At 72.8% G+C, this 26,521-nt stretch carries 20 protein-coding genes and 1 pseudogene; 14 read left to right on the top strand and 7 right to left on the bottom strand.

What is annotated here, in order from left to right; translation table 11 throughout:
• Both ABD269_RS22900 and kdpC read left to right on the top strand, forming a co-directional pair.
• Positions 1–412, top strand: a pseudogene (locus ABD269_RS22900) (potassium-transporting ATPase subunit B); the annotation flags it as partial.
• A gap of 20 nt (positions 413–432) precedes the next feature.
• Positions 433–1,083 (top strand): potassium-transporting ATPase subunit KdpC, encoded by a 651-nt coding sequence (gene kdpC / locus ABD269_RS22905; protein WP_344120528.1) that lies wholly within the window; start codon positions 433–435, stop codon positions 1,081–1,083.
• 22 nt (positions 1,084–1,105) lie between these two features.
• Here the strand turns inward: kdpC and ABD269_RS22910 are convergent, their stop codons facing one another.
• Positions 1,106–3,589 carry a DUF4118 domain-containing protein gene (locus tag ABD269_RS22910; protein WP_344120530.1) on the bottom strand — a complete coding sequence of 828 codons (2,484 nt, stop codon included), beginning with the start codon at positions 3,587–3,589 and terminating at the stop codon, positions 1,106–1,108.
• A gap of 130 nt (positions 3,590–3,719) precedes the next feature.
• Positions 3,720–6,323, bottom strand: coding sequence for an MXAN_6230/SCO0854 family RING domain-containing protein (locus ABD269_RS22915; RefSeq protein WP_344120532.1), 2,604 nt, complete (start codon positions 6,321–6,323; stop codon positions 3,720–3,722).
• A 338-nt stretch (positions 6,324–6,661) separates the two neighbouring features.
• On the opposite strand from ABD269_RS22915, the gene ABD269_RS22920 reads away from it, so the two are divergent.
• Complete coding sequence (locus ABD269_RS22920; RefSeq protein WP_344120534.1) at positions 6,662–7,360, top strand: metal-dependent hydrolase; 699 nt, start codon at positions 6,662–6,664, stop codon at positions 7,358–7,360.
• A gap of 24 nt (positions 7,361–7,384) precedes the next feature.
• Here ABD269_RS22920 and ABD269_RS22925 read toward each other — a convergent pair whose 3' ends face one another.
• On the bottom strand, positions 7,385–8,794 hold the full coding sequence (locus ABD269_RS22925; RefSeq protein ID WP_301890843.1) for a short-chain fatty acyl-CoA regulator family protein: 1,410 nt from the start codon (positions 8,792–8,794) through the stop codon (positions 7,385–7,387).
• A 270-nt stretch (positions 8,795–9,064) separates the two neighbouring features.
• On the opposite strand from ABD269_RS22925, the gene aceA reads away from it, so the two are divergent.
• Positions 9,065–10,390, top strand: coding sequence for an isocitrate lyase (gene aceA / locus ABD269_RS22930; protein ID WP_344120539.1), 1,326 nt, complete (start codon positions 9,065–9,067; stop codon positions 10,388–10,390).
• On the top strand, positions 10,387–11,256 hold the full coding sequence (locus tag ABD269_RS22935) for a 3-hydroxybutyryl-CoA dehydrogenase (protein ID WP_344122009.1): 870 nt from the start codon (positions 10,387–10,389) through the stop codon (positions 11,254–11,256). The genes aceA and ABD269_RS22935 overlap by 4 nt, the downstream gene beginning before the upstream one ends.
• On the opposite strand, the gene ABD269_RS22940 is transcribed toward ABD269_RS22935, so the two are convergent.
• Together ABD269_RS22940 and ABD269_RS22945 are read right to left on the bottom strand one after the other, a co-directional pair.
• Positions 11,241–11,852 carry a GNAT family N-acetyltransferase gene (locus ABD269_RS22940; protein WP_344120541.1) on the bottom strand — a complete coding sequence of 204 codons (612 nt, stop codon included), beginning with the start codon at positions 11,850–11,852 and terminating at the stop codon, positions 11,241–11,243. The two genes, ABD269_RS22935 and ABD269_RS22940, sit on opposite strands and share 16 nt — an antisense overlap.
• Positions 11,845–13,899, bottom strand: a complete 2,055-nt coding sequence (locus ABD269_RS22945; protein ID WP_344120543.1) for a penicillin acylase family protein — start codon at positions 13,897–13,899, stop codon at positions 11,845–11,847. Before ABD269_RS22945 ends, ABD269_RS22940 begins: the two co-directional genes overlap by 8 nt.
• Positions 13,900–14,116: 217 nt before the next feature.
• Here ABD269_RS22945 and ABD269_RS22950 point away from each other — a divergent pair, with 217 nt between their 5' ends.
• From ABD269_RS22950 to ABD269_RS22975, 6 genes are all read left to right on the top strand, one after another.
• Positions 14,117–15,691, top strand: coding sequence for a pyridoxal phosphate-dependent decarboxylase family protein (locus tag ABD269_RS22950; protein ID WP_301890848.1), 1,575 nt, complete (start codon positions 14,117–14,119; stop codon positions 15,689–15,691).
• 37 nt (positions 15,692–15,728) lie between these two features.
• Positions 15,729–17,030, top strand: a complete 1,302-nt coding sequence (locus tag ABD269_RS22955; RefSeq protein ID WP_344120546.1) for a lysine N(6)-hydroxylase/L-ornithine N(5)-oxygenase family protein — start codon at positions 15,729–15,731, stop codon at positions 17,028–17,030.
• The gene (locus tag ABD269_RS22960) at positions 17,027–17,614 is read left to right on the top strand and encodes a GNAT family N-acetyltransferase (protein WP_344120549.1); all 588 of its coding nucleotides are present in this window, start codon (positions 17,027–17,029) and stop codon (positions 17,612–17,614) included. Before ABD269_RS22955 ends, ABD269_RS22960 begins: the two co-directional genes overlap by 4 nt.
• Positions 17,611–19,395 (top strand): IucA/IucC family protein, encoded by a 1,785-nt coding sequence (locus ABD269_RS22965; RefSeq protein ID WP_344120551.1) that lies wholly within the window; start codon positions 17,611–17,613, stop codon positions 19,393–19,395. Before ABD269_RS22960 ends, ABD269_RS22965 begins: the two co-directional genes overlap by 4 nt.
• Positions 19,392–20,873, top strand: a complete 1,482-nt coding sequence (locus ABD269_RS22970) for an MFS transporter (RefSeq protein WP_344120553.1) — start codon at positions 19,392–19,394, stop codon at positions 20,871–20,873. The genes ABD269_RS22965 and ABD269_RS22970 overlap by 4 nt, the downstream gene beginning before the upstream one ends.
• A 172-nt stretch (positions 20,874–21,045) precedes the next feature.
• Positions 21,046–22,449: an amino acid permease gene (locus ABD269_RS22975; RefSeq protein WP_344120555.1), complete on the top strand. Its 1,404-nt coding sequence runs from the start codon at positions 21,046–21,048 to the stop codon at positions 22,447–22,449.
• Positions 22,450–22,538: 89 nt separating this feature from the next.
• Here ABD269_RS22975 and ABD269_RS22980 read toward each other — a convergent pair whose 3' ends face one another.
• Positions 22,539–23,738, bottom strand: coding sequence for an MFS transporter (locus ABD269_RS22980; protein ID WP_344120557.1), 1,200 nt, complete (start codon positions 23,736–23,738; stop codon positions 22,539–22,541).
• 143 nt (positions 23,739–23,881) lie between these two features.
• Here ABD269_RS22980 and ABD269_RS22985 point away from each other — a divergent pair, with 143 nt between their 5' ends.
• Together ABD269_RS22985 and ABD269_RS22990 are read left to right on the top strand one after the other, a co-directional pair.
• The gene (locus ABD269_RS22985; RefSeq protein WP_344120559.1) at positions 23,882–24,358 is read left to right on the top strand and encodes a luciferase domain-containing protein; all 477 of its coding nucleotides are present in this window, start codon (positions 23,882–23,884) and stop codon (positions 24,356–24,358) included.
• 216 nt (positions 24,359–24,574) lie between these two features.
• On the top strand, positions 24,575–25,468 hold the full coding sequence (locus ABD269_RS22990) for a DMT family transporter (protein ID WP_344120561.1): 894 nt from the start codon (positions 24,575–24,577) through the stop codon (positions 25,466–25,468).
• A 19-nt stretch (positions 25,469–25,487) separates the two neighbouring features.
• Here the strand turns inward: ABD269_RS22990 and ABD269_RS22995 are convergent, their stop codons facing one another.
• Entirely contained in the window at positions 25,488–25,946 is a 459-nt protein-coding gene (locus ABD269_RS22995) for a DUF4188 domain-containing protein (RefSeq protein ID WP_344120562.1), read from the bottom strand.
• On the opposite strand from ABD269_RS22995, the gene ABD269_RS23000 reads away from it, so the two are divergent.
• Complete coding sequence (locus tag ABD269_RS23000; RefSeq protein ID WP_344120563.1) at positions 25,939–26,520, top strand: transcriptional regulator; 582 nt, start codon at positions 25,939–25,941, stop codon at positions 26,518–26,520. The two genes, ABD269_RS22995 and ABD269_RS23000, sit on opposite strands and share 8 nt — an antisense overlap.
• Position 26,521 lies beyond the last annotated feature (1 nt).

A 26,521-nucleotide genomic window follows, 5' to 3' on the forward strand; every position in this document is an offset into this window, starting at 1 on the left:
CATGGTGGACCTGGACTCCAACCCCACCAAGCTCATCGAGATCGTCGAGATCGGCAAGCAGCTCCTCATCACCCGCGGCGCACTCACCACCTTCTCGATCGCCAACGACGTCGCGAAGTACTTCGCGATCATCCCCGCGATGTTCGCGGTCGCCTACCCCGGCCTCGACAAGCTCAACATCATGAGCCTGCACAGCCCGGCCTCGGCGGTCTGCTCTGCGATTGTCTTCAACGCGCTGATCATCGTCGTGCTGATCCCGCTCGCGCTGCGCGGCGTCCGCTACCGCCCCTCGTCCGCGGCCTCGCTGCTCGGCCGGAACATCTGGGTCTACGGTCTCGGCGGCCTCGTCGCCCCGTTCATCGGCATCAAACTCATCGACCTGGCCGTCCAGTTCGTCCCCGGCTTCCGCTGACCGGAGAAGGAGAGGGATCCGTGCTCCCGCACCTCCCGCCGCTGTTGCGGCAGCACCTGTCGGCCCTGCGCATGCTCCTGGTGTTCACGGCCGTCACGGGCGTCGCCTACCCGCTGGCCGTCACCGGCATCGCGGTGGCGGCCTTCGGCCACCAGGCCGGCGGTTCCCTGATCACGGTCCACGGCACACCCGTGGCCTCCCGCCTCCTCGGCCAGAACTTCGCCCTGCCGAAGAAGAACCCCGACGACCCGCACGAGACACTCCGCCCCGACCCCATGTGGTTCCAGCCGCGCCCCTCCGCCGCCGACGCGGGCAAGGGCGCCGGGCCGTACGACCCGACGTACTCCGGCGCCTCCAACCTCGGCCCCGACAACCCCGCACTCGTCAAGGCCGTCGACGAGCGCCGCACCGCCGTGGCCGCCTTCGACGGCGTCGACGCGAGGGCGGTCCCCGTCGACGCCCTGACCGCGAGCGGCTCGGGCCTCGACCCCGACATCTCCCCCGCCTACGCGTACGAACAGGTCGCCCGCGTCGCCCGGGCCCGGGGGCTGCCGGCCCGGCGGGTCGGCGGGCTCGTCACCGGTCACGTACGCGGCCGCGACCTGGGCTTCCTGGGTCAGGAGCACGTCGACGTCGTCGAACTCAACCAGGACCTCGCGCATCTGACGTGACGGCGGGCACCGGCCGCCGGGCTCACCCCGCCGTGCCGGGTCCCGCCGTCGGGAGGGTGAGGGTCACCGAGAACCCGGCGTCGGGGGTGACCGCCGGTTCCAGGGTGCCTCCCATCGCCTCGGCGAGATCCCCGCTCAGCCTCAGGGACAGGCTCCCGGCCCGGTCACCCGGTCCTCCGGCGGAACCGCCCGCCCCGTCGGCCACGTGGACGGCCAGCCGGCCGGCGGTCACGTCGGCCGTGAGGGCGGGCGACCGGTCGGCCGGGCTGTGGCGCAGCGCGTCGGCGGCGAGGGCCGTGAGGACGCGGGTGAGGACGGCGGCATCGGCGATGACGTCGGGCAGATCCTCCGGCAGGGAGAGACGGATCGTGTGGCCGCCGGGCCCGAGGTCGTCCAGGGCCGTGGTCAGCGCCTCCCCGACGTCGACCGGCCGGAGGTAGAGGTCGAGTGCTCCGGCGTGCACGCGGCCGAGACCGTCGAGGTCCTCGACCAGCTGCTCGGCGCGGCCCACCGACGCCCGGGCAGCCGTCACCAGATGTGCCTTTTCCGGGGCGGAGGCGTCCCCGGCCCCCTCGCGCAGGCCCGCGAGGGATTCCGAGGCGGCTCCCAGGCAGGCCCGCAGATCGCGGACCGCCATGACGAGCACCGAGGCGCGCGTGCGCTCGGCGGCGGCCAGGGTGTCGTGCTCGGCGGCCTGCCGGGTGAGCCTGCCGTGGGTGTGCGCGATGCCCAGTTGGGCGGCGCACGCGGCGAGGACGCGCCGGTCGTCGGCGCTCAGTCCACGGCCCCGGGCGGCCAGGGTGAGGCTCTCGCCGACCGGGACTTCCAGATCCGCGTCGTAGGGGCGCTCCGGCGGGCGCTCCCCGGCGCCGGCCACGACGAACCAGCGCGGCTGTGTGCCGGAGTCCGGGTCCCGCTCCAGCAGGCTGACCGCGAAGAGCCCGAAGTTCTCCCGCAGTTGCTCGGCGAGCGCGGGGAGGTCCGCTCCGCGCATCATGGCCGTCGCCAGTCGGCTCAGGGCCTGCGCCTCGGCGCTCGCGCGGGCCGCCTGACGGGTGCGCCGGGCGACCGTCCCGGCCGCCGTGCCCACCAGCGCGGCGACGGTGACGAAGACGGCCAGGGCGAGGATGTCGTCGCCGCGTGCGACGTCGAGGGAGTGGGAGGGCAGGGTGAAGTAGTAGTCGGCGAGCAGTCCGGCGGCCACGGCGGTTGCGAGAGCCGGCCACAGTCCGCCGACGAGGGCGACCACCACGACGAGGAGGAGGTAGAGCGCCAGGTCGCTGGAGAGGTCGAGGTGGTCGCGCGATGCCGTCAGGACCCAGGTCAGCGCGGGCAGCGCGACGGCCGCCCCGGCGGCCGCGAGCCGGTACCGCCCGGCGCCGATGCCGCGGCCGGGGCGCGGCAGCCGGAAGGCGGCGGCACCGGCCGCTTCCTCGTGCGTGACGATGTGCACGTCGATGGGCCCGGACCCCTGGATCGTCCGCCGTCCCACTCCGGTCCGGAACAGCAAGGACAGTCTTCCCCTGCGGCTCGCGCCCAGGACGATCTGGGTGACGCTCTCCGCCCGGGCGAACTCCAGCAGGGCGTCCACGACGTCGTCGCCGGTCGTCTGGTGGTAGGTGCCGCCCAGTGACTCGACGAGCGAGCGCTGTCCGGCGAGCACCGCGGGGGCGCCGGCCGCGAATGCGTCCCCGGGGACGACGTGGAGGGCGAGCAGCTCGCTGCCCGGGGTGCGTGCGGTGATGCGCGCGGCCCGGCGGATGAGCGTCTCGCCCTCCTGGCCGCCGGTCAGGCCGACGAGAATGCGCTCCCGGGTCTCCCAGGGGGCGACGATGCCGTGTTCGGCGCGGTAGCGCTGGAGCCCCTCCTCCACCCGGTCGGCGAGCCACAGCAGCGCCAGCTCGCGGAGCGCGGTGAGGTTGCCGACGCGGAAGTAGTGCGTGAGAGCGGCCTCGATGCGGTCCGGCGGATAGATGTCGCCGTGCGTCATGCGCCGCCGCAGGACCTCGGGCGACAGATCGACCAGTTCGATCCGGTCGGCGCGCCGGGCCACCTCGTCCGGCAGCCGCTCGCGCTGCCGGACTCCCGTGATCTGCTCGACCACGTCGGTGAGCGACTCCAGGTGCTGGACGTTGAGAGTGGTGAGGACGTCGATCCCGGCGTCCAGCAGCTCCTCGACGTCCTGCCACCGCTTGGCGTGGCGGCTGCCGGGCACATTGGTGTGGGCCAGCTCGTCCACCAGGGCGACCTGGGGGCCGCGGGCCAGCACCGCGTCCAGGTCCAGCTCGGTGAACTCCGCGCCCCGGTGCACCAGGGTGCGGCGGGGCAGCGTCTCCAGGCCCTCGGCCATGGCCGCCGTCGGCCGCCGCCCGTGCGCCTCGGCGAGGGCGACGACCACGTCGGCTCCCTGGGCGCGCAGCCGCTGCCCCTCGGCGAGCATGGCGTAGGTCTTCCCCACCCCGGGGGCCGCCCCGAGGTGGATCCGCAGTCTTCCGCGCGCTGTCATCGACGGACTCCCGCCGGCCCATCGGTGTCCAGGCCGTCCCGGCATCCATGGTGCCACCGCGGTCCGGGGGGACCGGGGCGGCGCGGCGCGCGTTCTCGCACGAGGTGGCCCGCCCCGTGCGACGGTTCGCCTACGGGAGGGGCCCGAGCGCCGTCACGAGGTCGGAGGCGGTCAGGAGGCGGACGGAGGCGGCGTTCAGGCCCGCCGGGTGCAGGGCGTACGCCTCGCTTCCGGGCGGCAGGGCGAGGTCGCCGCGGAGCAGGTGTGCCAGTCGCGCCTGCGAGAGGTCCGGCGCCTCTCCCTCGTCCGTGGCCGGGGTGCCGATGCGGGCGGCGAATTCCGCGACCCCTTCGCCGGGGGCGCGCCGGTAGGTGCTCGTGGATCCGTCGAGGTGGCGTACGGCGACGGTGCCGGCGCGGGCCGCGGACCGCCAGGTGGCCAGTTCGCCCAGGGTGACCCGGGCGCCGGACGTGAACAGGCCGGTCAGGCCCCGCCCGAGGGCCGCCAGGTCGTCGCTGTGGCGGTGGACCGCGTGGTGCGTGCCGGTGACGCCCTTGACGACGTCGAGCCAGCGCATGGTGCGGCCCGCCACGTCGACGACCATCGGGACGCAGGCGTGGGCCCGGCCGGTCAGGTCGAAGCGCTGCTCGACCCGGCGCGGGTCGAACACCGGCCCGGTGCCGCCCGGTTCGTCGCGGACCATGAGCCCGGAGAACGCCTCCGCGAGGTCGTCGAAGGCCACGCTGTTGAAGGAGAAGACGACGGCCACCAGATACCGGACGCCGGCGGCGTCGAGCCGGTCCGGGTCGAGGTCGACGAACTCGCTCGCGCCCTGCGGCGCCGGGGCGCTCGTCAGGTCACCCGAGTGCACGGCCGCGTCGTGCCCGAAGCGGAGGTTCGTGTAGTCGCACGTCCCGACGTGCTCCCACTCGGCGTCGAACATGGCCAGCGACAGGTCGAGGTCGGCGCGGCCGGAGGTCTCGCTCTCCATCCAGTGGAGGAAGAGCCGTACCGTACGGCCGGCGGGCACCGGGAGCTCGCTGCCGCGCGGCAGCGTCACCAGGGAGCGCGAGGCGGTCCGCTCGGTGAACGGCGCGACGACACCGTCCAGGGCGGCGTCGATGACGGCGAGTTCCGCCTTCTCCAGGGTGCCCGCCCGGCGGAGGACCTCTCCGGTGAGGACGGCGACCGTGCGCTCCACGGCGTCGTCCGTGAGCAACACGCGCTCGTCCGGGGCGATATGGGCCTTCGCGTTGCCGCCCTTGGGGAAGAACACGCGGTCGCGCCCCTTGCGGGAGCGGGTGCGGATCTCGCCGAGCGCGGACAGCAGCACCGCGGGCGAGACCCGGGGCACGGCGGTGGCGAGCGCGGACAGCACCGTCTCCGTACTGTCCTTGTCTGCGAGGCGCAGCAGGTGGCCCAGGCGGCGCAGCAGTTCTCCGGGGCGCCGGGCGAGCAGGGCGGCCGCGGCTTCGACGTCGGCCGCGGCCAGTGCGGCCTCGACCCTGCCCGGCCAGTCGCGGACCCGGACCCTGGCGCCGGAGGCGTCGGCGGACGGCAGGCTCTCCGCTGTGGCGCGTATCCGCGCGGAGAGGCTGTCGTCGCCCAGGCGCAGGTCCCTCAACGCCGCCACGGCGAGCGCCGCGTTCGGGTAGCGCCGCGCGTACTCGAACGGGTGCAGGCGCTCCGCGGCGTGCTTCCACAGTCGCGGGTGACGGCGCATGTCCTCGGCCACCAGGGCCGAGTCGAGCCGGTCGAGGGCCGCCAGCAGGGCGCGGCGCAGCGGGCGCGGCACGGCGGACAGGCGGGGCACGTCGACGAGCCCGGCGTCGCCGCCCGAGAGCACGGCGAGCAGACGGAGCACGTCGGTCGCCGTGTCGATCAGGGCGGTGGCCGCCGGGAGCGTCACCTCGTACGCGGCCGGGTCCGCGAGCAGCCATGCCAGAACGCGGGCCTTGGTCTCGCGGCCCGGAACGGTCTCCGGCAGCCAGGAGACGTCGGTACGGTCGTGGACGGCGAGGAAGGTTTCGAGGTCGTCGGCGTCCTGCGGGCTCAGCGCGCCCGCGCGGCGGAGCAGGGTCTCCAGCTCGCGGCGGGCGTCGGCGGTACGGGCGGTGGGGTCGCCGCCGTGGGTGAGCACGCGCAGCCGGTTCGGCAGGGCCCGGTCGGTCCGGGCGGAGTCCCGGGGCCGCGCCGGGCGCAGGAACGGGTCCTCGGTGTCCACCCGGCGGTGGCAGATCGGGCAGGCGGAGAAGTCGCCGCCGTCGAAGCAGGCACCGCAGACCAGGTGGGCGCACGGCGAGACCGCGTGGGCGGTGCCCTCCGTGCCGCACAGGACGCACGGCTGCTCCGGGGCCTGGCACAGGAGGGTCAGGACGCGGTCGACGTAGAAGGCGAGGGTGTCGTCGGGGACGCTGTCCGGGAAGTCGCGGAAGAGCGGGGTGTGGTCGCGGTCCGCGCCGAGAGCCCGGTCGATGTCCGCCAGCAGGGCGGCGCCCGCCGCGGCCAGCGCCCCGGTGTCGAGCGTGGTGAGGGCCTGGCGCAGATCGCCGGCCAGCACATGGCCGCGCTCCAGCAGATCGGTCTCCAGCAGCGTGACTCCGGCGAGGCTCTCCAGCTGCGGCCGGGCGTGGGAGGCGGCGGGGAGATAGACGGCACCGCGGCGTGCCAGCAGGGCGGCATCGAGGCCGCGGCGGCCGCTGGTGGTGCCGGTCGAGATGGTCGTGGTGGTCATGGCCGTTCCTCCCGTGCCGTGCGGTGCGCTTCACCGGCTCGCTGCTTGCCGGTGTCGCGAAGCGCAGGAGAACGCCGGGTGGCGGCCGCGAAGTTGAGGGTGCGGGGCGGGAAGTGGACGCGCTGGATCTTTTACCAGAAAAAGGAGTTGAGAAGGAAGCACGTCGCGGAGCCGCCCCGCGCAAGCACCCTAACAAGCGGGTGCACGCCGACGCATCGCGTTTATCGCGTGCGATACATGCCGGCCCGTCGGGTCCCTCCGGATCTTGCTGGTAGCGTCTGCCGGGTTTGGATCGCGTCACCACCGTGGCGCCGGCACGGGAGAACACACACGCGATGATGGGCCACTCACATGCCGTCAGCGGAGCACTGCTCTTCGCAGGCACCGCCCCCTACCTGCCGCCCTTGGTGATGAACGCTCACCTGGCGCCGCAGGAGATACTGATGGGCACGGTGCTGTGCGCCGGTGCCGCGCTGCTGCCCGACCTGGACCACCACGACGGCACGATAGCCAACTTCCTCGGGCCGGTGTCCAAGACGCTGTGCCGCTTCGTCGCCTGGGCCTCGGGCGGGCACCGTCACGCCACGCATTCCCTGCTGTTCGTGGTCCTGATGACGCTCGGCAGCTGGGCGGGGGTGACGTATCTGGGCCGCCCGTTCACCCTCGGCATGACGTTCTTCCTGCTGGCCCTGGCGGTGCGGGCCCTCAACATCTGCCCACCCGGGCACGGCTTCCACGCCTGGGGCACGATCGTGGCCATGGCAGGCATCGGGACCGCCGTGATCGCCAAGTTCATCCCCTCCGCGCCGGGCTGGCTGCCGTACTCCGTAGGGCTGGGCTGCGTGGCCCACCTGCTCGGGGACTCCATCACCAAGAGGGGCGCGCCCTGGCTCTGGCCCATCAGGACCCGCTACGAAATAGTGGTCATCAAGCACAGCGGCAACAAGCTGGAGACCGAGATACTCACCCCGATCATGGGCGTGGCCACGGTCGCCCTGCTCTGGTTCACGGCGCTCTCCCCCCACGCCACCAGCTGACCGACCGGGCCTCTCGTGTGCCGGTCACACGGACCCGCTCGCGCCGTACGGCACGAACGTGCTGGTGTTCTCGTCCACGGTGAGGGCGCGGCCGAGCGGTGGTACGGCCCGTTGGGGGCAGTCGAGGCGTTCGCAGACGCGGCAGCCCATGCCGATCGGGGTCGCGGGCGCGCTCCGGCCGAGGTCGAGGCCGTCGGAGTAGACGAGGCGGGAGGCGTGGCGGATCTCGCAGCCCAGGCCGATGGCGAAGGTCTTGCCGGGTTCGCCCCAGCCTCCCCGGTGGCGGGTGACGGTGCGGGCGGTCCACAGGTGGCGCCCGCCGTCGGGCATGGCGGCGATCTGCACATGGACGCGGCCGGGGGCGGCGAACGCCTCGTAGACGTTCCACAGCGGGCAGGTGCCGCCGGCCCGGGAGAAGTGGAAGCCGGTGGCCGACTGGCGCTTGGACATGTTGCCCGCGCGGTCGACCCGTACGAAGGAGAACGGCACCCCGCGCAGCCGGGGGCGCTGGAGCGTGCTGAGCCGGTGGCAGACGGTCTCGTAGCCGAAGCCGAAGCGGTCGCTGAGCCGCTCGATGTCGTAGCGCAGTTCCTCCGCCGCGGCGTGGAACTCGCGGTACGGCAGGATCAGCGCGGCGGCGAAGTGGCTGGCGATGCCGATCCTGGTCAACGCCCAGGTCGTGGAGCCCTCTTCGTAGTCCTCGGCGGCGAGGCGTGAGAGCTCCTGGCCGTATTCGAGCAGGGCGAGCTGGGTGGCCATGCGGAAGGCCCGCTGGCCGGGGCGCAGCCGGTTCGACAGGTGCAGGACGCGCGCGGCGGGGTCGTAGTGGTGCAGCCGGTCGGCGTCGGTGGCGGTGGCGATCCGCACTCCGTGGCGTCCGGTGAGCCGGTCGGTGAGGACGCGCAGGGCGGCTCCGGGGCGGACGCCCGTCTCGGCGGCGAGTTCCTCGGCGGCGGTGTCGATGTCGTGGAGGTAGTTCTGCCTGCGGTGGAAGAACTCGCGGTTCTCCTCGTGCGGCGGGCGCGGCAGTGCCGGGTCGACGGTGCCGCGCCCGTCGGCGGCCTCGGCGAGGCGCTCGGTCAGGTCCTGGCAGCGGCGTCCGAGGCCGAGCAGGACGGTGGCGACGGCGGGCAGCCGGGAGGCGAGCTCGGACAGGTCGGAGGGCGACACCCGGCCGGCGGCGATCTCGTCGGCGAGGGCTTCCCGCAGGTCCGCCAGGACCCGGCTGGTGTCGCGCTCGGAGAAGAAGCCGGGGTCCACGCCGAACGTCTCGGTCAGGCGCAGCAGTACGGGCACGGTCAGCGGCCGTGAGTCGTGCTCCATCTGGTTGAGATAGCTGGGCGAGATGGCGAGCGCGCGGGCCAGTTCGGCCTGGCTGAGCCGCCGTTCCTCGCGCAGTCGGCGCAGTCGCGCTCCGGCGTATGTCTTGGCCACTCGCACAGCCTAGCCGTGTCCTTCGCAGAGTTGGCAGATCGGGCGGGGAAGATTCGCGGAACTTGGCATCGGGCCACGGTTGTTCGGCTCCGACCGCCCCTGGCAGAGTCGTCACCACGGCCCGCCGGAGCCCCGGCGATTCGCCTCTCCGCAGCGGCAGGGGCACGGCGGGCCGCGCTGCGACCGGAGGGTGCTTCCTCTTCGCACTCTTGGCAGACCTTTTGACGCACCATCCGATTTCACCCGATTCCACGACACCGGGAGACGCTGATGGCACGGACAGGTACGACGACGGCCGAGGAGCTGGCGCGGCGGTGGGCCACGGACCCGCGGTGGCGGGGCGTGCGGCGTACGTACGGCGCCGAGGACGTCGTACGGCTCGGGGGCAGCGTCCGCGAGGAGCACACCCTGGCCCGGCGGGGCGCCGAACGGCTGTGGCGCCAACTGCACGAGCTGGACTACGTGCACGCCCTGGGCGCGCTCACCGGCGGCCAGGCCGTGCAGATGGTGAAGGCCGGGCTGCAGGCGATCTACGTCTCCGGCTGGCAGGTCGCGGCGGATGCCAACCAGGCCGGGCACACCTACCCCGACCAGAGCCTGTACCCCGCCAACTCGGTGCCCACCGTGGTCCGCCGGATCAACAACGCGCTGCTGCGCGCCGACGAGATCGCCACCGCCGAGGGCGACGGCTCAGGGACCGACTGGCTCGCACCGATCGTGGCCGACGCCGAGGCCGGGTTCGGCGGGCCGCTCAACGCCTTCGAGCTCACCAAGGCGATGATCGCGGCGGGTGCGGCGGGCATCCACTACGAGGACCAGCTCGCCTCCGAGAAGAAGTGCGGCCACCTGGGCGGCAAGGTCCTCGTGCCCACCGCGCAGCACATCCGCACCCTCAACGCGGCCCGGCTCGCCGCCGACATCGCCGATGTGCCGACCGTCGTCGTGGCCCGTACGGACGCTCTCGCCGCGAATCTGCTGACCAGTGACGTCGACGAGCGCGACGCCCGGTTCTGCACCGGCGAGCGCACGGCCGAGGGCTTCTACCGGGTCGAGAACGGCATGGCCCCGGTCATCGCCCGCGGCCTCGCCTACGCCCCGTACGCCGACCTGCTGTGGATGGAGACGGGCACGCCGGACCTGGACCAGGCGCGGGAGTTCGCGGAGGCGATCCACGCGCAGTACCCGGACCGGCTGCTGGCCTACAACTGCTCGCCGTCCTTCAACTGGCGTGCCGCGCTGGACGACGACCGGATCGCGAAGTTCCAGCGGGAGCTGGGGGCGATGGGCTACCGCTTCCAGTTCATCACCCTGGCGGGCTTCCACTCCCTCAACCACGCGATGTTCGACCTGGCCCGGGGGTACGCGGAGCAGGGCATGACCGCGTATGTCGACCTCCAGGAGCGGGAGTTCGCGGCGCAGCGGCACGGCTTCACGGCGGTCCGCCACCAGCGGGAGGTCGGTACGGGCTATTTCGACCTGGTGAGCGCGGCCGTCAACCCGGAGGCGACGACGCTGGCCCTGCGGGGCTCGACGGAGGAAGAGCAGTTCCACTGGGCCCGGGGCGGTCCCGGACCCTCACGTGAAGGAGAACCCTGATGGCAACCATCCACCGAGTGGCAGTGATCGGCGGTGGCACCATGGGCGCCGGCATCGCCGAAGTCCTCGCCCGGGCCCGCCTCGACACCGTCGTCTGCGAGGTCGACGCCACCGCCGCGGGCCGTGCCCGCGAGCGCGTCACCCGCTCCCTGGAGCGCGCGGTCGAGCGCGGCAAGACGGACCGTCCCACCGCCGAGGGGGCGCTCGCCCGGATCGTCTTCACCGCCGATGCCGACGCCCTCGCCGACCGGCAGCTGGTCGTCGAGGCGGTCGTCGAGAACGCCGGCGTCAAGACCGAGGTCTTCGCCGCTCTCGACAAGGTCGTGGAGGATCCGGAGGCGATCCTGGCCACCAACACCTCCTCCCTCCCGGTGATGCGGCTCGGCATGGCGACCCGGCGCGCCGACCGCGTCGTGGGGCTGCACTTCTTCAATCCGGTGCCGGTGATGCCGCTGGTGGAGGTCGTCACCTCGCTGCACACGAGCGCGGGAACGGCGGCCGCCGTCGAGGAGTTCGCGACGGCGGTCCTCGGCAAGTCGGTGGTGCGGTCCCCGGACCGCGCGGGGTTCGTGGTCAACGCCCTGCTCGTCCCCTATCTCCTCGCGGCGGTCCGCATGGCGGAGTCCGGCTTCGCGACGGCCGCGGACATCGACGCCGGGATGGAGCTGGGCTGCGCCCATCCGATGGGGCCGCTGGCGCTGGCCGACCTGATCGGGCTGGACACCGTCGTCTCCATCGCGGAGTCGTTGTACGAGGAGTTCAAGGAGCCCCTCCACGCCCCGCCGCCGCTGTTGCGACGGATGGTCGAGGCGGGGCTGCTGGGGCGGAAGTCGGGGCAGGGCTTCCACTCCTACCCCCGGGGGTGAGGGTTCCCCTCGAACGTCTGCCGGTCGAGGAAGACCAGTCGTGCCCGCTTCTCGGGGAGTTCGATCTCGGGGCCGCGGACGAAGCCGGCCCCGGTGAGGCGGGCGACGGCCTTCGCGTTGCGGGCGTCCGGCTCGGCCACGATCCGCAGCCGGCCGGGGTCGGCCGCCAGGACGTAGGTGAGGAAGACGGAGAGGAGGGTGGCGGTGAAGCCCCGTTCGCTGCCGCCCGCCGGGGGGCCGATCATCAGGTGGATGCCGAAGTCCCCGGGTTGTACGTCGTAGCACTCGCCGACGGGGTCGGCCTCCGGCTCGTACGTCTGGAAGAGGGCGACGGGCCGGCCGTCCCGTTCGAGGAGATAGGCGTGGTGCGTGGGCAGGGAGTCGATATAGGTGTAGATCTCCAGGACCCGTTCACGGCCGGCGTCCCGCATACCCCAGAACCGGGCCCGCTCCTGGGTCACCCAACTGTGGATCAGCCCGGCGTCGGCTGCGGGGTCGACCGGGACGACCCGTACGGTCCCGAAGCCGTCGACCGCCTGCTCGTGCACGGCCGTCCGCGCCGGGCGGGATACGGATACAGCGGGGGAATCAGACATCGTCTCGCTCCTCGGTGAGGTTCCGCCAGTCGGTGACCACGGGGACGAGTCCGCCCCGGAGCCACAGCGGCAGCTGGTCGCGGTGGTGGGTGTCGCCGGGGACGCCCGAGGCGCCGAACGGCACCACCCAGAGGCTGTTCTCGCGGTCGGCGAGGTCCCAGACGTAGCGCGCGGCGGGCCCGCGCGCGCTGTGGTCGGTGACGCCGGGGACGCTGGAGGTGGACAGCACGCAGTCGTGGTCGCCCGACAGGCCGGGCCACTCCTCGTGCGTCTCGCCGGGCAGCGACTGCCATGGGGCGAGCCGGTGCACCTCGCCCCATGGCACGGTCGGCTCCCCCGCCGCCGTCACGTCGTCGAGCGCCGCACGGACGAGCGCGACGCGGTCCACGCCGGGCAGCAGTCCGTCCCGCAGCAGGTGTTCCAGGGCGAAGGCGATCCGGGGGGCCAGGGCGAGCCAGGGCAGGAAGATCTCGGGGTACGCGGGCGGTTCGGCCAGCCCCTCGAGCGCCGGGTGCGCCGCGAACCGGCGTACGACCGCCGTCCGCAGCGCGGCGTAGACGGTGGCGTCCGTGCTGCCGGCGTCCATCCGGCGGTCCCAGCGCAGGAGCCGGTCCCGCAGCCGTGCGGCGTCGGGGCCGAGGCCGTCCAGTCCGGCGAGCAGGTCCAGCAGGGGCCCGGCGGAGGCCAGGTGGGTGTCGGTGTGGACGGCGGCCATGTCCCCGGCGGACCACTGCCGCGACGCGTCCAGCAGGTGGCGGATGCGGTCGGCCCGGTGCGGCGGGGCGAATTCGATGCCGAGCGGTGCGGCGAGGCCCCGCTGGTTGGCCATCACCGCGGTGCCGTCGACGTCGGCGCGCGGCATCGGCGCGTGCCAGCCCTGCCAGGCGTGCCCGGGTTCCCAGGCGGGTACGACGCGCAGCCGGTTGTCGTGGTGGCGCAGCGGTACGCGTCCGGCGGCCCGGTGGAGGAGGCCGCCCGAAGTGTCGGCGGCCTGGACGACGTTGACGGGCTCGGCCCAGTGGTCGAAGGCCCGGTCGACGTCGGCGACCGTGGTGGCCCTGAGCAGCGCGGGCAGCGTGGCGAAGCCGAGGTCCTCGCTCACGCGCGGGGGGCAGCGCAGGCTGATCGCCCTCGGCTCGCCGGGGCCGCCGATCACGACGGGGCCGCGGTCGGTCTCGATGACCTCGACGTCGACCGGGTCGCCCCCGGCGACCTCGATGGTCTCGGTGTGGGCGGCGGCGGGCCGCCAGCCGTCGGGGCCGAGCGCCTCCACCGCGGTGCCGCGGCGGCGGAGCCGTTCGTCGTAGAGGTCCTGGTAGTCGGCCATGGCGTTGGTGATGGCCCAGGCCACCGTGCCGGTGTGGCCGAAGTGGGCGATGCCCGGGACGCCGGGTACGGCGAGCCCCACCACGTCGTAGTCCGGGCAGTTGAGGTGGATCTGCTGGTAGATGCCCGGGTCCTCGATGAAGCGGTGCGGGTCGCCGGCGATGACGGGGGCCCCGGTGGCGGTGCGGTCGCCGGTGACGAGCCAGCCGTTGCTCCCGGAGGTGGCGGGGCCGTCGGCGGCGAACAGCCCGATGGCCTCGGGGCCGAGCACGCGGGCGACCTCCTCGCGCCACAGCTTGGCGGGGAAGCCGGCGAAGAGGATGTGGTGGGAGAGCCAGACCCCGAGCGGGGTCCAGGGCCGCCACCGCCCGGGGGCGAGCCCCGCGGCCGCGAACTCCGGTGCGCGGCGCGCGCCCGCGGCGAGGCCGGAGTTGACCCCGTCGACGTAGGCGGTGACCCATGCCGCGGTGTCCGCGTCGAGGCCCTCGAAGCAGCGGCGGGCGGTGTCGTCCAGGCGGGACCGCCTCGCGAGCCGGTCCCAGCCGACGGCGCCGGGCCCCAGGAAGGCGGCCGTGGTGCCCTGGGAGCGGTGCCGCTCCACCTCGATCTGCCAGGCCCGGTCCAGGGCGGCGTTGCGGCCCTGGGCGCGGGCGAGTTCGTCCGGGCTTCCGGCCCGCAGGTGCGGGATGCCCCAGGCGTCCCGGTGGACCTCGATGCTCACAAAGTCTCCTTGTTCCGCGGCGGGTTGGCGCTGGTCGGGACGGGGCTTTGGGGGTGCCGTGGCGTCCCCGCCCGAGTGAAACTTAGGTTAGGTTAACCTAAGTTTCACCCCCTCCCCGCGATCACCTCCCACCCAAGCGGAGCCGACACTTCCGGTCCGTAGGTTAGGTTAGGCTCACCTAAGTTGATCGCGTCAGCGACGGAAGGACACCACGCTCATGAGTTTCCCGGGGCACATCGCCGAAGCCCCTTCGGCAGGCGACACATCGGCAGCCCCCGCGTCCGGTGCGGCACAGGCCCGGCCGCACCTGTTCAACCACCTCACGGTCGACAGCTACCGGCGCTCCCTCGCCGCCGGGATCGACCGGGTGGCGAGCCGGATAGCGGGCGCCGAACGCCCCTTCACCGGGATGTCCCCCGCCCGGCTCGCCCCGGAGATATCCGGCATCGACCTGGACCGGCCGCTGGAGGACCCCGCCGCCGCCCTCGACGAGCTGGAGGACGTCTATCTGCGGGACGCCGTCTACTTCCACCACCCGCGCTACCTCGCCCACCTCAACTGCCCCGTGGTGATCCCGGCGCTGCTCGGCGAGGCCGTCCTCACCGCCGTCAACTCCTCCCTCGACACCTGGGACCAGAGCGCGGGCGGCACCCTCATCGAGCGCCGCCTGATCGACTGGACGGCCGAGCGCATCGGACTCGGCCCGGACGCCGACGGCATCTTCACCAGCGGCGGCACCCAGTCCAACTTCCAGGCCCTGCTGCTCGCCCGCGAGGAGGCCCTGGAGCTCGCGGCCAAGAACGCCCCCACCCCGCTCGAACGGCACGAGATCCTGCCGCGGCTGCGCATCCTCACCTCCGAGGCCAGCCACTTCAGCGTCCAGAAGTCCGCCAAGCTGCTCGGCCTCGGCCGGGACGCCGTCATCGCCGTGGAGACGGGACCCGAGCGCCGCATGCGGCCCGCCGCCCTCGCCCGCGAGATCGAGCGCTGCCGCGCCGACGACCTGGTGGTCATGGCCGTCGTCGCCACGGCCGGCACCACCGACTTCGGTTCCATCGACCCGCTCCCCAAGATCGCCGACCTGTGCCGGTGGGCCGGGCTGTGGTTCCACGTGGACGCCGCGTACGGCTGCGGCCTGCTGGTCTCGCCCACCCGGCGCCACCTGCTCGACGGCATCGAGCGCGCGGACTCGGTGACGGTCGACTACCACAAGTCCTTCTTCCAGCCGGTCAGTTCCAGCGCGGTCCTGGTGCGCGACCGGGCCACGCTGCGGCACGCCACGTACTACGCCGACTACCTCAACCCGGCCCGCATGGCCGAGCAGCGCATCCCCAACCAGGTCGACAAGAGCATCCAGACCACCCGCCGCTTCGACGCGCTGAAGCTCTGGCTGACGCTGCGCATCATGGGCGCCGACGCGATCGGCTCGCTCTTCGACGAGGTCGTGGACCGCGCGGCCGAGGCGTGGGCCCTGCTGACCGAGGACCCGCGCTTCGAGGTGGTCACCAAGTCGCAGCTGAGCACCGTCGTCTTCCGCTACCTGCCCGCGGACCAGCGCGGCCGGGACCTGGCCGACGGGGCGAACCTGCACGCCCGCGAGGCGCTGGCCGCCTCCGGCGAGGCCGTGGTCGCGGGCACCAAGGTCGACGGCAGGCACTACCTGAAATTCACCCTGCTCAACCCGGAGACCTCGCTGGACGACATCGCGCACGTCCTCGACCTCCTCGCCGGGCACGCGGGCCGGTACGTGGACGAGCGGCTCACCGCCGAACTCCTCCACCGCGCCGGCTGAACCACCCCTCACCCCGCCCCTCGAACGGGAGACCTCCATGTCCACGCACGACTTCATCGCGATCGGGCTCGGGCCCTACAACCTCGGCCTCGCCTGCCTGACCGAGCCCGTCGACGAGCTCGACGGCCTCTTCCTGGAGAGCAAGCCGGACTTCGACTGGCACCCGGGGATGCTGCTGGACGCGGCCACGCTCCAGACCCCCTTCATGGCCGACCTCGTCACGCTGGCCGACCCCACCTCCCCGTACTCCTTCCTCAGCTACCTCAAGGAGTCCGGACGGCTGTACTCCTTCTACATCCGCGAGATCTTCTATCCCCTGCGCAACGAGTACAACGACTACTGCCGCTGGGCCGCCGCCAAGCTCCGCAGCGTCCGCTTCGGCCACGAGGTGACCTCCGTCGCGTACGACGAGGGCACCGGCCTCTACACCGTGCGCGCGCTGCGGACGGCCACCGGTGAGACGACCGAACACCGCGCCCGGCACCTCGTCCTCGGCACCGGCACCCCGCCCTACGTCCCCGAGGCCTGCCAGGGGCTCGGCGGCGACGTCCTGCACAACTCCCGCTACCTGGAGGGCAAGGCGGAGCTCCAGGCCAAGGACAGCATCACCGTCGTCGGCAGCGGCCAGAGCGCGGCCGAGATCTACTACGACCTGCTGGCCGACGCCGACGCCCTCGGCTACCGCCTGGACTGGGTGACCCGCTCCCCGCGGTTCTTCCCGCTGGAGTACACCAAGCTCACCCTGGAGATGACCTCCCCCGAGTACGTGGACTACTTCCACGCGCTCCCGGAGGACACCCGCTACCGCATGGAGACCGAGCAGAAGGGCCTGTTCAAGGGCATCGACGCGGAGCTCGTCAACAGCATCTTCGACCTGCTCTACCAGAAGAGCGTCACGGGCCCGGTCCCCACCCGGCTGATGACCAACACCGCGCTGGAGAGCGCCTCGTACGACGACATATCCGGGACGTACACCCTCGGCCTGCGCCAGGTCGAGCAGGAGCGGGACTTCTCGCTCACCACGCAGGGCCTCGTCCTGGCCACCGGCTACCGCTACCGCACCCCGGCCTTCCTGGAGCCCGTGCGCGACCGGATCCGCTGGGACCGGCACGGGCGCTTCGACGTCGCCCGCAACTACAGCATCGACACCACCGGCCGGGGCATCTTCCTCCAGAACGCCGGCACCCACACGCACAGCATCACCTCGCCCGACCTGGGCATGGGCCCCTACCGCAACTCGTGGATCATCCGCGAGCTGCTGGGCCGCGAGGTCTACCCGGTCGAGAAGTCCATCGCCTTCCAGCAGTTCGGCGCCCCCGAGGGCGGTGTCCTGCGATGACGGAGACCGTCTTCTCCCGCACCGACATGCACCTCGGCGAATTCAGCGTCCGCCCGCTCGACCCGGACGCCGACGCCACGATGCTGCACCGCTGGGTCACCCACCCCAAGGCGACGTTCTGGATGATGCAGGACGCCGACGTGGCCGAGGTGGCCCGCGCCTACCGCGAGATCGCCGCGCACCCGCACCACGACGCCTTCGTCGGCCTGCTGGACGGCCGTCCCGTCTTCCTGGCCGAGCGCTACGACCCCGCGCAGGTCGAGCTGGTGGGGCTGTACGAGCCGGAGGAGGGCGACGTCGGGATGCACTTCCTGTGCGCACCGGCCGACACCCCGGTCCACGGCTTCACCCGTGGTGTGATCACCACGGTCATGGCCTGGCTCTTCGCCGACCCGGCGACCCGGCGCGTCGTGGTCGAGCCCGACGTGCGCAACACCGCGGTGCACGCGCTCAACGCGGCCGTCGGCTTCGAGACCGTGCGCACCGTCGAGAAGCCCGAGAAAGAGGCGCTGCTGAGCGTCTGCACCCGCGACCGTTTTCTGCATGCGAGCGGCCCGGCCGCCACCCGAGGAGTATCCGCGTGAACCCCCGTGAAGCCGTCTCCCACCTGACCCCGGGCCACTGGGCGGCCGCCAACCGGCAGCTGATCCGCAAGGCGCTCGCGGAATTCGCCCACGAGCGGCTCCTCACCCCGGAGCCGACCGCGCCCGGCCACTACGCCGTCCGCAGCGACGACGGCACGCGGGAGTACCGGTTCGCCGCCCGCCTCCTCGCGCTCGACCACTGGCAGATCGACGCCGCGAGTATCACCCGGCACCGCGACGGGGACGAACTCCCCCTGGACGCGCTCGACTTCCTCATCGAACTGCGGGACACGCTCGGCCTGTCGGACGAGATCCTCCCGGTCTACCTGGAGGAGATCAGCTCCACCCTGTCGGGCACGGCCTACAAGCTCGCCAAGAAGCCGGTGAGCGCCGCCGAGCTCGCCGATGCGGACTTCCAGGCCGTCGAGACCGGCATGACCGAGGGCCACCCCGGATTCGTCGCCAACAACGGGCGCCTGGGCTTCGGGGTGCACGAGTACCACGCGTACGCCCCCGAGGCCGCGAGCCCCGTCCGGCTGATCTGGCTGGCCGCCCACCGCGACCACTCCACCTTCACCTCGGGCACGGACCTCGACTACGACGGCCTGATGCGCGACGAGCTGGGCGAGGAGCTGCTCGGCCGCTTCGCGGACACCATGTCCGGCCTCGGCCTCGACCTCGCCGACTACCACCTCATCCCCGTGCACCCCTGGCAGTGGTGGAACAAGCTGTCGGTCACCTTCGCCGCCGAGGTGGCACGGCAGCGGCTGGTGTGCCTCGGCCCGGGCGACGACGACTACCTCGCCCAGCAGTCGGTCCGCACCTTCTTCAACACCAGCGCACCGGCCAGGCACTATGTGAAGACCGCGCTGTCCGTGCTCAACATGGGCTTCATGCGGGGCCTGTCGGCCGCGTACATGGAGGCGACCCCGGCCATCAACGACTGGCTGGCCGACCTCGTCGCCAAGGACGACGTCCTGCGGCGGACGCGCCTGTCGATCATCCGGGAGCGGGCGGCCGTCGGCTACCACCACCGGCAGTACGAGGCGGCCACCGACCGCCACTCCCCCTACCGCAAGATGCTCGCCGCCCTGTGGCGCGAGAGCCCCGTCGCCGGGCTGGAGCCGGGCCGGCGCCTCGCCACGATGGCCTCCCTGCTCCACACCGACCACGAGGGCCGCTCCTTCGCGGCCGCGCTGATCGAGCGGTCGGGGCTGGCCCCCGAGGTGTGGCTGCGGGGCTACCTCGACGCCTACCTCACCCCGCTGCTGCACAGCTTCTACGCCTACGACCTGGCCTTCATGCCACACGGCGAGAATGTGATCATGGTGCTCGACGGCGGGGCGGTCGAGCGGGTGATCTTCAAGGACATCGCCGAGGAGATCGTCGTCATGGACCCCCTGGCGGACCTCCCCCCGGAGGTCAGGCGGGTGCGGGCGGAGGTCCCCGAGGACATGAAGCTGCTGTCGGTCTTCACCGACGTCTTCGACTGCTTCTTCCGCTATCTGAACGCGGTCCTGGTCACCGAGGGCGTCCTCGACGAGGAGGCGTTCTGGCGGACGGTCGCCGTGTGTGTGACGGACTATCAGGCGTCCGTGCCGCAGTTCGCGGACAGGTTCCGGCAGTACGACATGTTCGCCGAGGAGTTCGCGCTGTCCTGCCTCAACCGGCTCCAGCTGCGCAACAACCAGCAGATGGTCGACCTCGCCGACCCGTCGGGCGCCCTCCAGCTCGTGGGCCGCCTGCAAAACCCCATCGCGCGTTACGCCCCGCCGGCATGAGCGTGACCGCGGACGCCACCCGGGCCGGGGCCAGGCTCCCCACCCGGTGGCTGATCCTCGGCGTGATCTGTCTCGCCCAGCTCACCGTGGTGCTGGACAACACCGTCCTGAACGTGGCGGTGCCCTCCCTCACCCGGGAGCTGGACGCGACGACCTCGGACGTCCAGTGGATGATCAACGCCTACTCGCTCGTGCAGTCCGGCCTGCTGCTCGCCGGGGGCAGCGCCGCCGACCGCTACGGCCGCAGGAAGATGCTGCTGGCGGGGCTCGCCCTGTTCGGCGTCGGTTCGCTGGCGGCCGGGCTCTCCACCTCCACCGGGGAGCTGATCGCCGCCCGCGCGGGCATGGGCGTGGGCGGCGCCCTGCTGCTGACCACCACGCTCGCGGTGGTCATGCAGGTCTTCGACGCCGAGGAGCGCCTGCGGGCGATCGGGATCTGGGCGGCGGTGAACGCCCTGGGCTTCGCCGCGGGGCCGCTGATCGGCGGTGTCGTGCTCGGCCACTTCCATTGGGGCGCGATCTTCCTGATCAACATCCCCGTGGTGCTGCTCGGTCTCGTCGCGGCCTGGACCCTGGTGCCGGAGTCCAGGAACCCCGAGGGGCACCGGCCCGACCTGCTCGGCGCCCTGCTCTCCACCGTCGGCATGGCGGCGGTCGTCTTCGCGGTCGTCTCGGGGCCCGAACACGGCTGGGGCGCGGGCCGGGTGCTGCTTCCCGCGCTGGGCGGCGTGCTCGCCCTCGGGGCGTTCGCGCTCTGGGAGAGCCGGATCCCGCACCCCATGCTGGACATGGGCTTCTTCCGCGACCGCCGGTTCGTGGGGGCCGTGGTCGGGGTGGTGCTGATCACCTTCGGCAGCGCCGGCGCGCTGTTCCTGCTCTCCCAGCAGCTGCAGTTCGTCCGCGGCTACTCACCGCTGGAGGCTGGGCTGCGCACGGCGCCGTTCGCGCTCACCGTCGTCGCCCTCAACTTCACCGGGGTCTCCACCCGGCTGCTGCGGCGGCTGCGGCTGCCGCTCGCGGTCGCCGTCGGCGTCGGGCTGCTGGCGGCCGGGTTCGCGGTCGTCGCGGCCTTCGCCTCGGACGGCTACGGGGTGCTGCTGCTCGGCCTCGTCCTCATGGGCACGGGCTGCGCGCTCGCCAACCCGGCGATCGCGGAGGCGGTCATGGGGGCGATCCCGCCCGAGAAGGCCGGGGCGGGCGCCGGGGTCGACGGCACGATGGCGGAACTGGGCGGCAGCCTGGGCGTCGCCGTCCTGGGCGCCGTCATGAACTCCCGCTTCACGGCCCTGCTCCCGGCGGCGGTCACCGGCGCGGCGTCCCTCCCCACCGCCCTCGCGGGCGCCCGCACGGGAGCGGACCGGGCGGCAGTCGTGGACGCATTCGCCTCCGGCGTCCGGACCGGCCAGCTGGCGGGCGCGGCGGTGGTACTCCTCGGCGGCTGCGCGTCGGCGTGGCTGCTGCGCAGGGCGGAACGGTAACGCGAGGGGCCGGGGCCCGGAGGGGCGGTGCGGGGTCACTTCACGTCATGATCCCGCACTATCCCGGTCACCCTGCGTGAGGCGAACGTCCGAATATCGGACGACTGCGGCGGATCTTCACCGGCTTGCTCATACTCGTACCTTCGATCTCGCATATTGGACAGGTACGACCATGAGCCGGACACTCACGTCTCCTCCCCCGCTGCACGAGGATGCTCCACAGCAGGGTTCCCCGCTGTCGAACGGACTCAAGCAGCGGCACCTCTCGATGATCGCCCTCGGCGGCGTCATCGGGGCGGGCCTCTTCGTGGGTTCCGGCGCCGGCATCGCCGCGGCGGGCCCGTCGATCGTGCTGGCCTACGCCGCGTCGGGCCTGCTCGTGATGTTCGTGATGCGGATGCTCGGCGAGATGTCCGCCGCGAATCCGGCATCCGGCTCCTTCTCGGTGCACGCCGACCGCGCGATCGGCCGGTGGGCGGGCTTCACCGCCGGATGGATGTTCTGGACCCTGCTGGTGGTGGGGGTGGCGATCGAGGCGATCGGCGCGGCCCACATCGTGCAGGGCTGGCTGCCCGGCACCCCGTCGTGGCTGTGGGTGCTCGTCTTCATGGCGCTCTTCTGCGGCACCAATCTGGGCGCGGTCTCCAACTTCGGCGAGTTCGAGTTCTGGTTCGCCGCCCTGAAGATCGGCGCCATCGCCCTCTTCCTGATCCTCGGCACGCTCGCTGTCCTGGGCGTCCTGCCGGGCAGCGACTCCCCCGGCGCGGCGCACCTCGTCCACGACGGCGGTTTCCTGCCCAACGGCGCCAACGGGCTGATGATCGGGCTCCTGGCCTCGCTCGCCGCGTACGGCGGCCTGGAGACGGTGACCATCGCGGCCGCCGAGTCCGAGAACCCGGTGCGCGGCGTGGCCAAGGCCGTGCGGACGACGATGTGGCGGATCGGCATCGTCTACGTCGGCTCGATGCTGGTGATCGTCACCCTGATCCCGTGGAACGACAAGGCCGTCACGGAGCACGGCCCGTACGCCGCCGTGCTCGACCGCCTCGGTGTCCCCGGCGGCGGCCAGATCATGAACGTGGTCGTCCTGATCGCCCTGCTGTCCGCGATGAACGCCAACATCTACGGCTCCTCGCGCATGGCCTACTCGCTGGTGTCGCGCGGCCAGGGCCCCAAGGCCCTGGGCAAGGTCTCGCGCGGGGTGCCGCGCCGCGCGGTGCTCGCGTCGTCCGCGTTCGGCTTCTTCGCCGTCCTGCTCTCGTACTGGTATCCCACCACCGTCTTCGCCTGGCTGCTGAACATGGTCGGCGGGGTCGTGCTGGTGGTGTGGGGCTTCATCGCCGCCTCGCAGCTGCTGCTGCGCCGCCGACTGGAGCGCGAGGCGCCCGAGCAGCTGGTGGTGCGGATGTGGGGCTTCCCGTATCTGACGTGGGTGACGCTGGCGGGTGTGGCCGGGGCGCTGGTGCTCATGACCCTCGACGCCGACACCCGGGTGCAGCTGTACTTCACCGGTGGCCTGGCGCTGGCGCTGGCCTTGGTCGGCTACGTCCGGCAGCAGGCGACGGCGGCACACTGAGCATCCGCCGGGAACGGTGAAGGGGCGCAGGTCGGAACCGGACCTGCGCCCCTTCGCCGTTCCCGGTAGCCAGCGAGTCGGACGGGATGTCAGTCCGTCCGCGGGGGCCGGCGCAGGAGGAACACGCCCACGCCGGTCGACAGCAGGACCACGCACCCCGCGAAGACCAGGCCCGCGCCGCGCAGCCCCAGCGCCATGGTGAGGGCCCCGACCCCGACCACCGGCAAGGAGATCCCGACGTAGGCGACGACGAAGAAGGCCGAGATCGTCGCGCCGCGGTGCTCGTCCGGGGCCACCGCGCTCACGCCGGTCAGGGCCGCGCGGAAGGCCAGGCCCTGGCCGAGGCCCCCGACCACGGCGCCCACGACGAGCACCGGCAGGGACTCCATCAGGAGTGAGGACGCCACGAGGGCCATTCCGGCCGTGAGTACCAGGCAGCCGGCGGGCAGGGCGCGTCGCACGCCCACCCGGCCCATCAGGAACTGGCCGGCCGTCGAGGAGCAGAACACCGTGAAGACGACCGCGCCGGAGACGGCCAGATTGTGCACCCCGAGGGTCCGCGAGACGAAGCTCGGCGCCACCGCGGTGAACAGCCCCAGCAGGGAGAAGCCGGCGAACGCGGCGAGCCCGGCCGGCACGAACGCTCCGCGCACCTCCTGCGGCACGACCATGCCCTGAGGGCGCAGCGGCGGACGGGGCGTGCGGCGCGTCACCGTCTCCGGCAGCGCGCGGGTGACGGCGAGCGCGGCCACGAGCAGCGCGATGTGTACGAGGAACGGCAGCCGGAGCGGCCACGGCGCGTACTGCGCCAGGACCCCCGACAGCAGCGGGCCGCAGCCCAGGCCGCCCATGTTGGCGGCCGTGGCGGCGAACCCCGCCCGCCCGCGCGGGTCCGGGGGCGCGAGCTCCAGTACGGCGGCTGTGGCGGCCCCGCTGAAGAGCCCCGCGGAGAATCCGGAGAGCAGCCGTCCCAGGAACAGCAGCGGCAGCCCGCTCTCGCACAGGAAGCACACCGCGCTCAGGACCGACAGCCCCAGGGCGGCCAGCAGCACGGGGCGCCGGCCCAGCACGTCGGAGAAGTCGCCGGCGACCAGCAGCGCGGCGATCACGCCGAGCGCGTAGACGGCGAAGACGACCGTCACCGTCAGGTCGGAGAAGCCGATCCGTTCCCGGTAGAGGCCGTACAGCGGTGTCGGCAGCGTGGTCCCCGCCATGCCGACGGCGAACACCCCGGCGGCCGCGAGGTATGGGCCACGGGTACGACGTTCCCCTTCGCCTTGAACGATCATGCTCCCAACCTAGCTGCCTGTACTGTCACAGCGAGGGCGAATCGAGCACGCTTGCGGCAACTCCCCGTTGACCGCCGCGCACATGCCCGGAACGCGATGCCCGGGCTGGTCCCGGGCGGGGCGAGCACGTAAGGATGGGAGCCATGACCGCGGCTCACCGTGCCATGGACCGGCTGGAGACCTGGCCGGACCTCGCGCGTGGCACACCCAGCTGCCGCGTCGGTGAGGCCCTGCGCACGGCGGAGTCCGAGGTCTTGCACTTCCACTCCGGGCGCGAGGCGGACCTCCACCTCACCCGCGCCGTCCTGGGCGATCTCCTGCCCGTGCTCCGGCAGAGCAGTGCGATCCGGCCGTTTCCGGGGGCGGCGTGGGTCACCGTCCTTCTGGAGTGCGACGCGGACGTGGACCTCCTGATCAGTCTGGTCAGCGTCGCGCTCAAGGCACTTGTCGACACGTGGCCGCATCCGGCGCCGCAGCCCTGCAACAGATTCCGCGTTCTGCTCCTGCCCGGTGAACGGGCCCCGGTGGAGGCCGCGCCGCCGACGCTCGCGGCACGGCTCGGGTCCGTACGGAAGGCCGTAAGCAGGCGGCCGGTGCCCCGCCTGCGGCCGTCGGCCTGACGGCCCCGCGCCCGGCCCACCGACGGACACGGGAAGTTCGCTCACCCCATCGCGCCCCTTCGGGTGAATCGGTCCGGCGGGATGCCCGTTCGGGTGATCACCATTTCCCGTCAGGGGTCCTGGCGGGGCAGAGTCCACTGCGGTTGCGCGGTGCCCCGCCCCGACCGGGTTCCAGGCAGCCTGCCGGCCTCACGACGACGCACCGGGAGGCGGCACGTGGACACGGCAGCGGCTCTGTTCTTCGCGTTGCTGACCACCGCGAGCAATGCGCTGGCGACGGTGCTGCAGCGCAAGGCGGCCAGTCAAGTGCCCGCGGCCGACGGCCTGCGGTGGAGCCTGATCGCCCGCCTGGCGCGGCAGCGGGTCTGGCTTGCGGGGATCGCGGCGGTCCCCGCCGCGGCCTGCTTCCAGGCGCTGGCGCTGGGGTACGGGCCGCTGTCCGTGGTGCAGCCGGTGTTCGTGCTGGAACTCCCGGCGGCGCTGCTGCTCGCCGGGGTGATCCTCAGCCGGCGCCCGCCCGCCGGGGTGTGGTGGGCGGCGGCGTGCATCACGGCCGGGCTGGGGATCGCGCTGTGGGCGGCCGCTCCGGACGCCGGGCACGCGGCGGTGCCGCCGGGCCGCTGGCCGCTGGTCCTGGGCTGCTGCCTGTCCGCGGTCGCCGTCCTGGTCGCCGTCGCGGCGGTGCGGGCGCCCGGACCCGTCCGGGCCTCCTGCTTCGCGACGGCCGCCGCGATCTGCTATGCGCTGACGGCGGCTCTGCTCAAGACGTCGGTCCTGCGGTGGGAGGCGTCGGGTGCGGGCGGTTTCTTCTCCGCCTGGCAGACGTACGGCTTCGCCGCGGCGGGCGTCGCCGCGCTCTTCCTGCTGCAGAACGCGTTGCAGTCCGGTTCCCTGGTCTTCTCCCAGCCGGCCCTGACCCTGGGCGACGCCGGTACGAGCGTGGCGCTGGGTGTCGCCCTGTACGGGGAGCGGATCCGCGGCGGCTGGTGGACCGTGGCCGAACTGGCGGGCGCGGCGCTGATCCTCACCGGACTCGTCCTGCTCAGCCGCTCACCCCTGGCCCGCGAACTCACCGGACCGGCCGGGCAGTCAGGCGCGCGGAACCGGTGAGGCGCCGCCCCGCCGGCGGTCACCCCGTGGATGCCGGGGATCCGCCGGAGGCCCGCGCGGCTCCGTATGCGTAGCGGTCGGCCGCGTATCGGCCGCGGCTCTCGACGGGCAGTACACCGGTGGCGGCGGCCAGTCCGTGGGTCGGCATGTCGGCGTAGACCGACTCGTACGACCCCTCGGGCACGATGTACGCCTCGTGCCACAGCCCCACGTGCTGCCGCGTCTTCGACTTGCGCTCCTTGCGGTTCATCATCGCCCACGCCCGGTGGTGGAACATGTCCGGTGCGGCGGCGTACGCGTAGAGCTTCTCCTTGGACTCCCAGTACTGGACCACGTAGTACGTGCGCGGCGATCCGGTCAGCAGCCTGTGTCCCAGCAGCCCCCGGCTCCTGTCCCCGGCCAGTTCGCGAAGCATGCGCGGCATGGCCAGGAGCACCGGCGCCCAGTGGTGGACCGCCCAGAAATGATTGATGCGCATTCCGATCAGCAGTACCACCACGTCCCCTTCGGCCGCCGCGGTGGTGCGGCCCGAGAGCCACCTGCGCCGCCTGCGCCTGGTACGCGCGCTGATCGAGGTCGGCCGGCTCCCCGTGGCGGCGGCCAAGGAGGTGCTCGGACACGTCGACGACGACTCGCTGGGGCGGACGATCCGCCTGGGCGCCGCCCTGTGGGCGCTGCCGCACGGGCCCGACCCGGACGACACGGACGAGTGCGTGGCCACCGCCCGCCGCGAGGTCGACGAACTCCTCCGGGTCGTGGGCTGGTCGACCGCCCACGAACTCGGCGAACTGTCCCCCGACCACCGCTCACTGGTGGTGGCGGTGGCCACCCTCATCCGGCTCGGCCACCCATGGGACGCCGAACGGATGACGCCGTACGCCCGGCTCATGCACCAAGTGGCCGTCCACGACCTGGACTTCGTGGAGAGCCACCCGTCCGATGCGGAGAAGGCCGAGAGCGCCGTCGCGGCGACGATCCTCTTCGAACCGGTGCTGAGCGCGCTGCGCCGACTGGCCCAGGAGGAGGAATCGGCCCGGCGGTACGGGCTGTAGG

It is taken from the genome of Streptomyces blastmyceticus (assembly GCF_039521185.1).
GTDB lineage: Bacteria > Actinomycetota > Actinomycetes > Streptomycetales > Streptomycetaceae > Streptomyces > Streptomyces blastmyceticus.

What these genes read in the sequence shown, in the direction of transcription:
- ABD269_RS22940 (WP_344120541.1), bottom strand. Translation starts at nt 11,852, where the DNA reads ATGTCTGATTCCCCCGCTGTATCCGTATCCCGCCCGGCGCGGACGGCC.
- aceA (WP_344120539.1), top strand. Translation starts at nt 9,065, where the DNA reads ATGGCACGGACAGGTACGACGACGGCCGAGGAGCTGGCGCGGCGGTGG.
- ABD269_RS22975 (WP_344120555.1), top strand. Translation starts at nt 21,046, where the DNA reads ATGAGCCGGACACTCACGTCTCCTCCCCCGCTGCACGAGGATGCTCCA.
- ABD269_RS22910 (WP_344120530.1), bottom strand. Translation starts at nt 3,589, where the DNA reads ATGACAGCGCGCGGAAGACTGCGGATCCACCTCGGGGCGGCCCCCGGG.
- ABD269_RS23000 (WP_344120563.1), top strand. Translation starts at nt 25,939, where the DNA reads ATGCGCATTCCGATCAGCAGTACCACCACGTCCCCTTCGGCCGCCGCG.
- ABD269_RS22995 (WP_344120562.1), bottom strand. Translation starts at nt 25,946, where the DNA reads ATGCGCATCAATCATTTCTGGGCGGTCCACCACTGGGCGCCGGTGCTC.
- ABD269_RS22985 (WP_344120559.1), top strand. Translation starts at nt 23,882, where the DNA reads ATGACCGCGGCTCACCGTGCCATGGACCGGCTGGAGACCTGGCCGGAC.
- ABD269_RS22915 (WP_344120532.1), bottom strand. Translation starts at nt 6,323, where the DNA reads ATGACCACCACGACCATCTCGACCGGCACCACCAGCGGCCGCCGCGGC.
- ABD269_RS22955 (WP_344120546.1), top strand. Translation starts at nt 15,729, where the DNA reads ATGTCCACGCACGACTTCATCGCGATCGGGCTCGGGCCCTACAACCTC.
- ABD269_RS22920 (WP_344120534.1), top strand. Translation starts at nt 6,662, where the DNA reads ATGGGCCACTCACATGCCGTCAGCGGAGCACTGCTCTTCGCAGGCACC.
- ABD269_RS22980 (WP_344120557.1), bottom strand. Translation starts at nt 23,738, where the DNA reads ATGATCGTTCAAGGCGAAGGGGAACGTCGTACCCGTGGCCCATACCTC.
- ABD269_RS22970 (WP_344120553.1), top strand. Translation starts at nt 19,392, where the DNA reads ATGAGCGTGACCGCGGACGCCACCCGGGCCGGGGCCAGGCTCCCCACC.
- ABD269_RS22960 (WP_344120549.1), top strand. Translation starts at nt 17,027, where the DNA reads ATGACGGAGACCGTCTTCTCCCGCACCGACATGCACCTCGGCGAATTC.
- ABD269_RS22950 (WP_301890848.1), top strand. Translation starts at nt 14,117, where the DNA reads ATGAGTTTCCCGGGGCACATCGCCGAAGCCCCTTCGGCAGGCGACACA.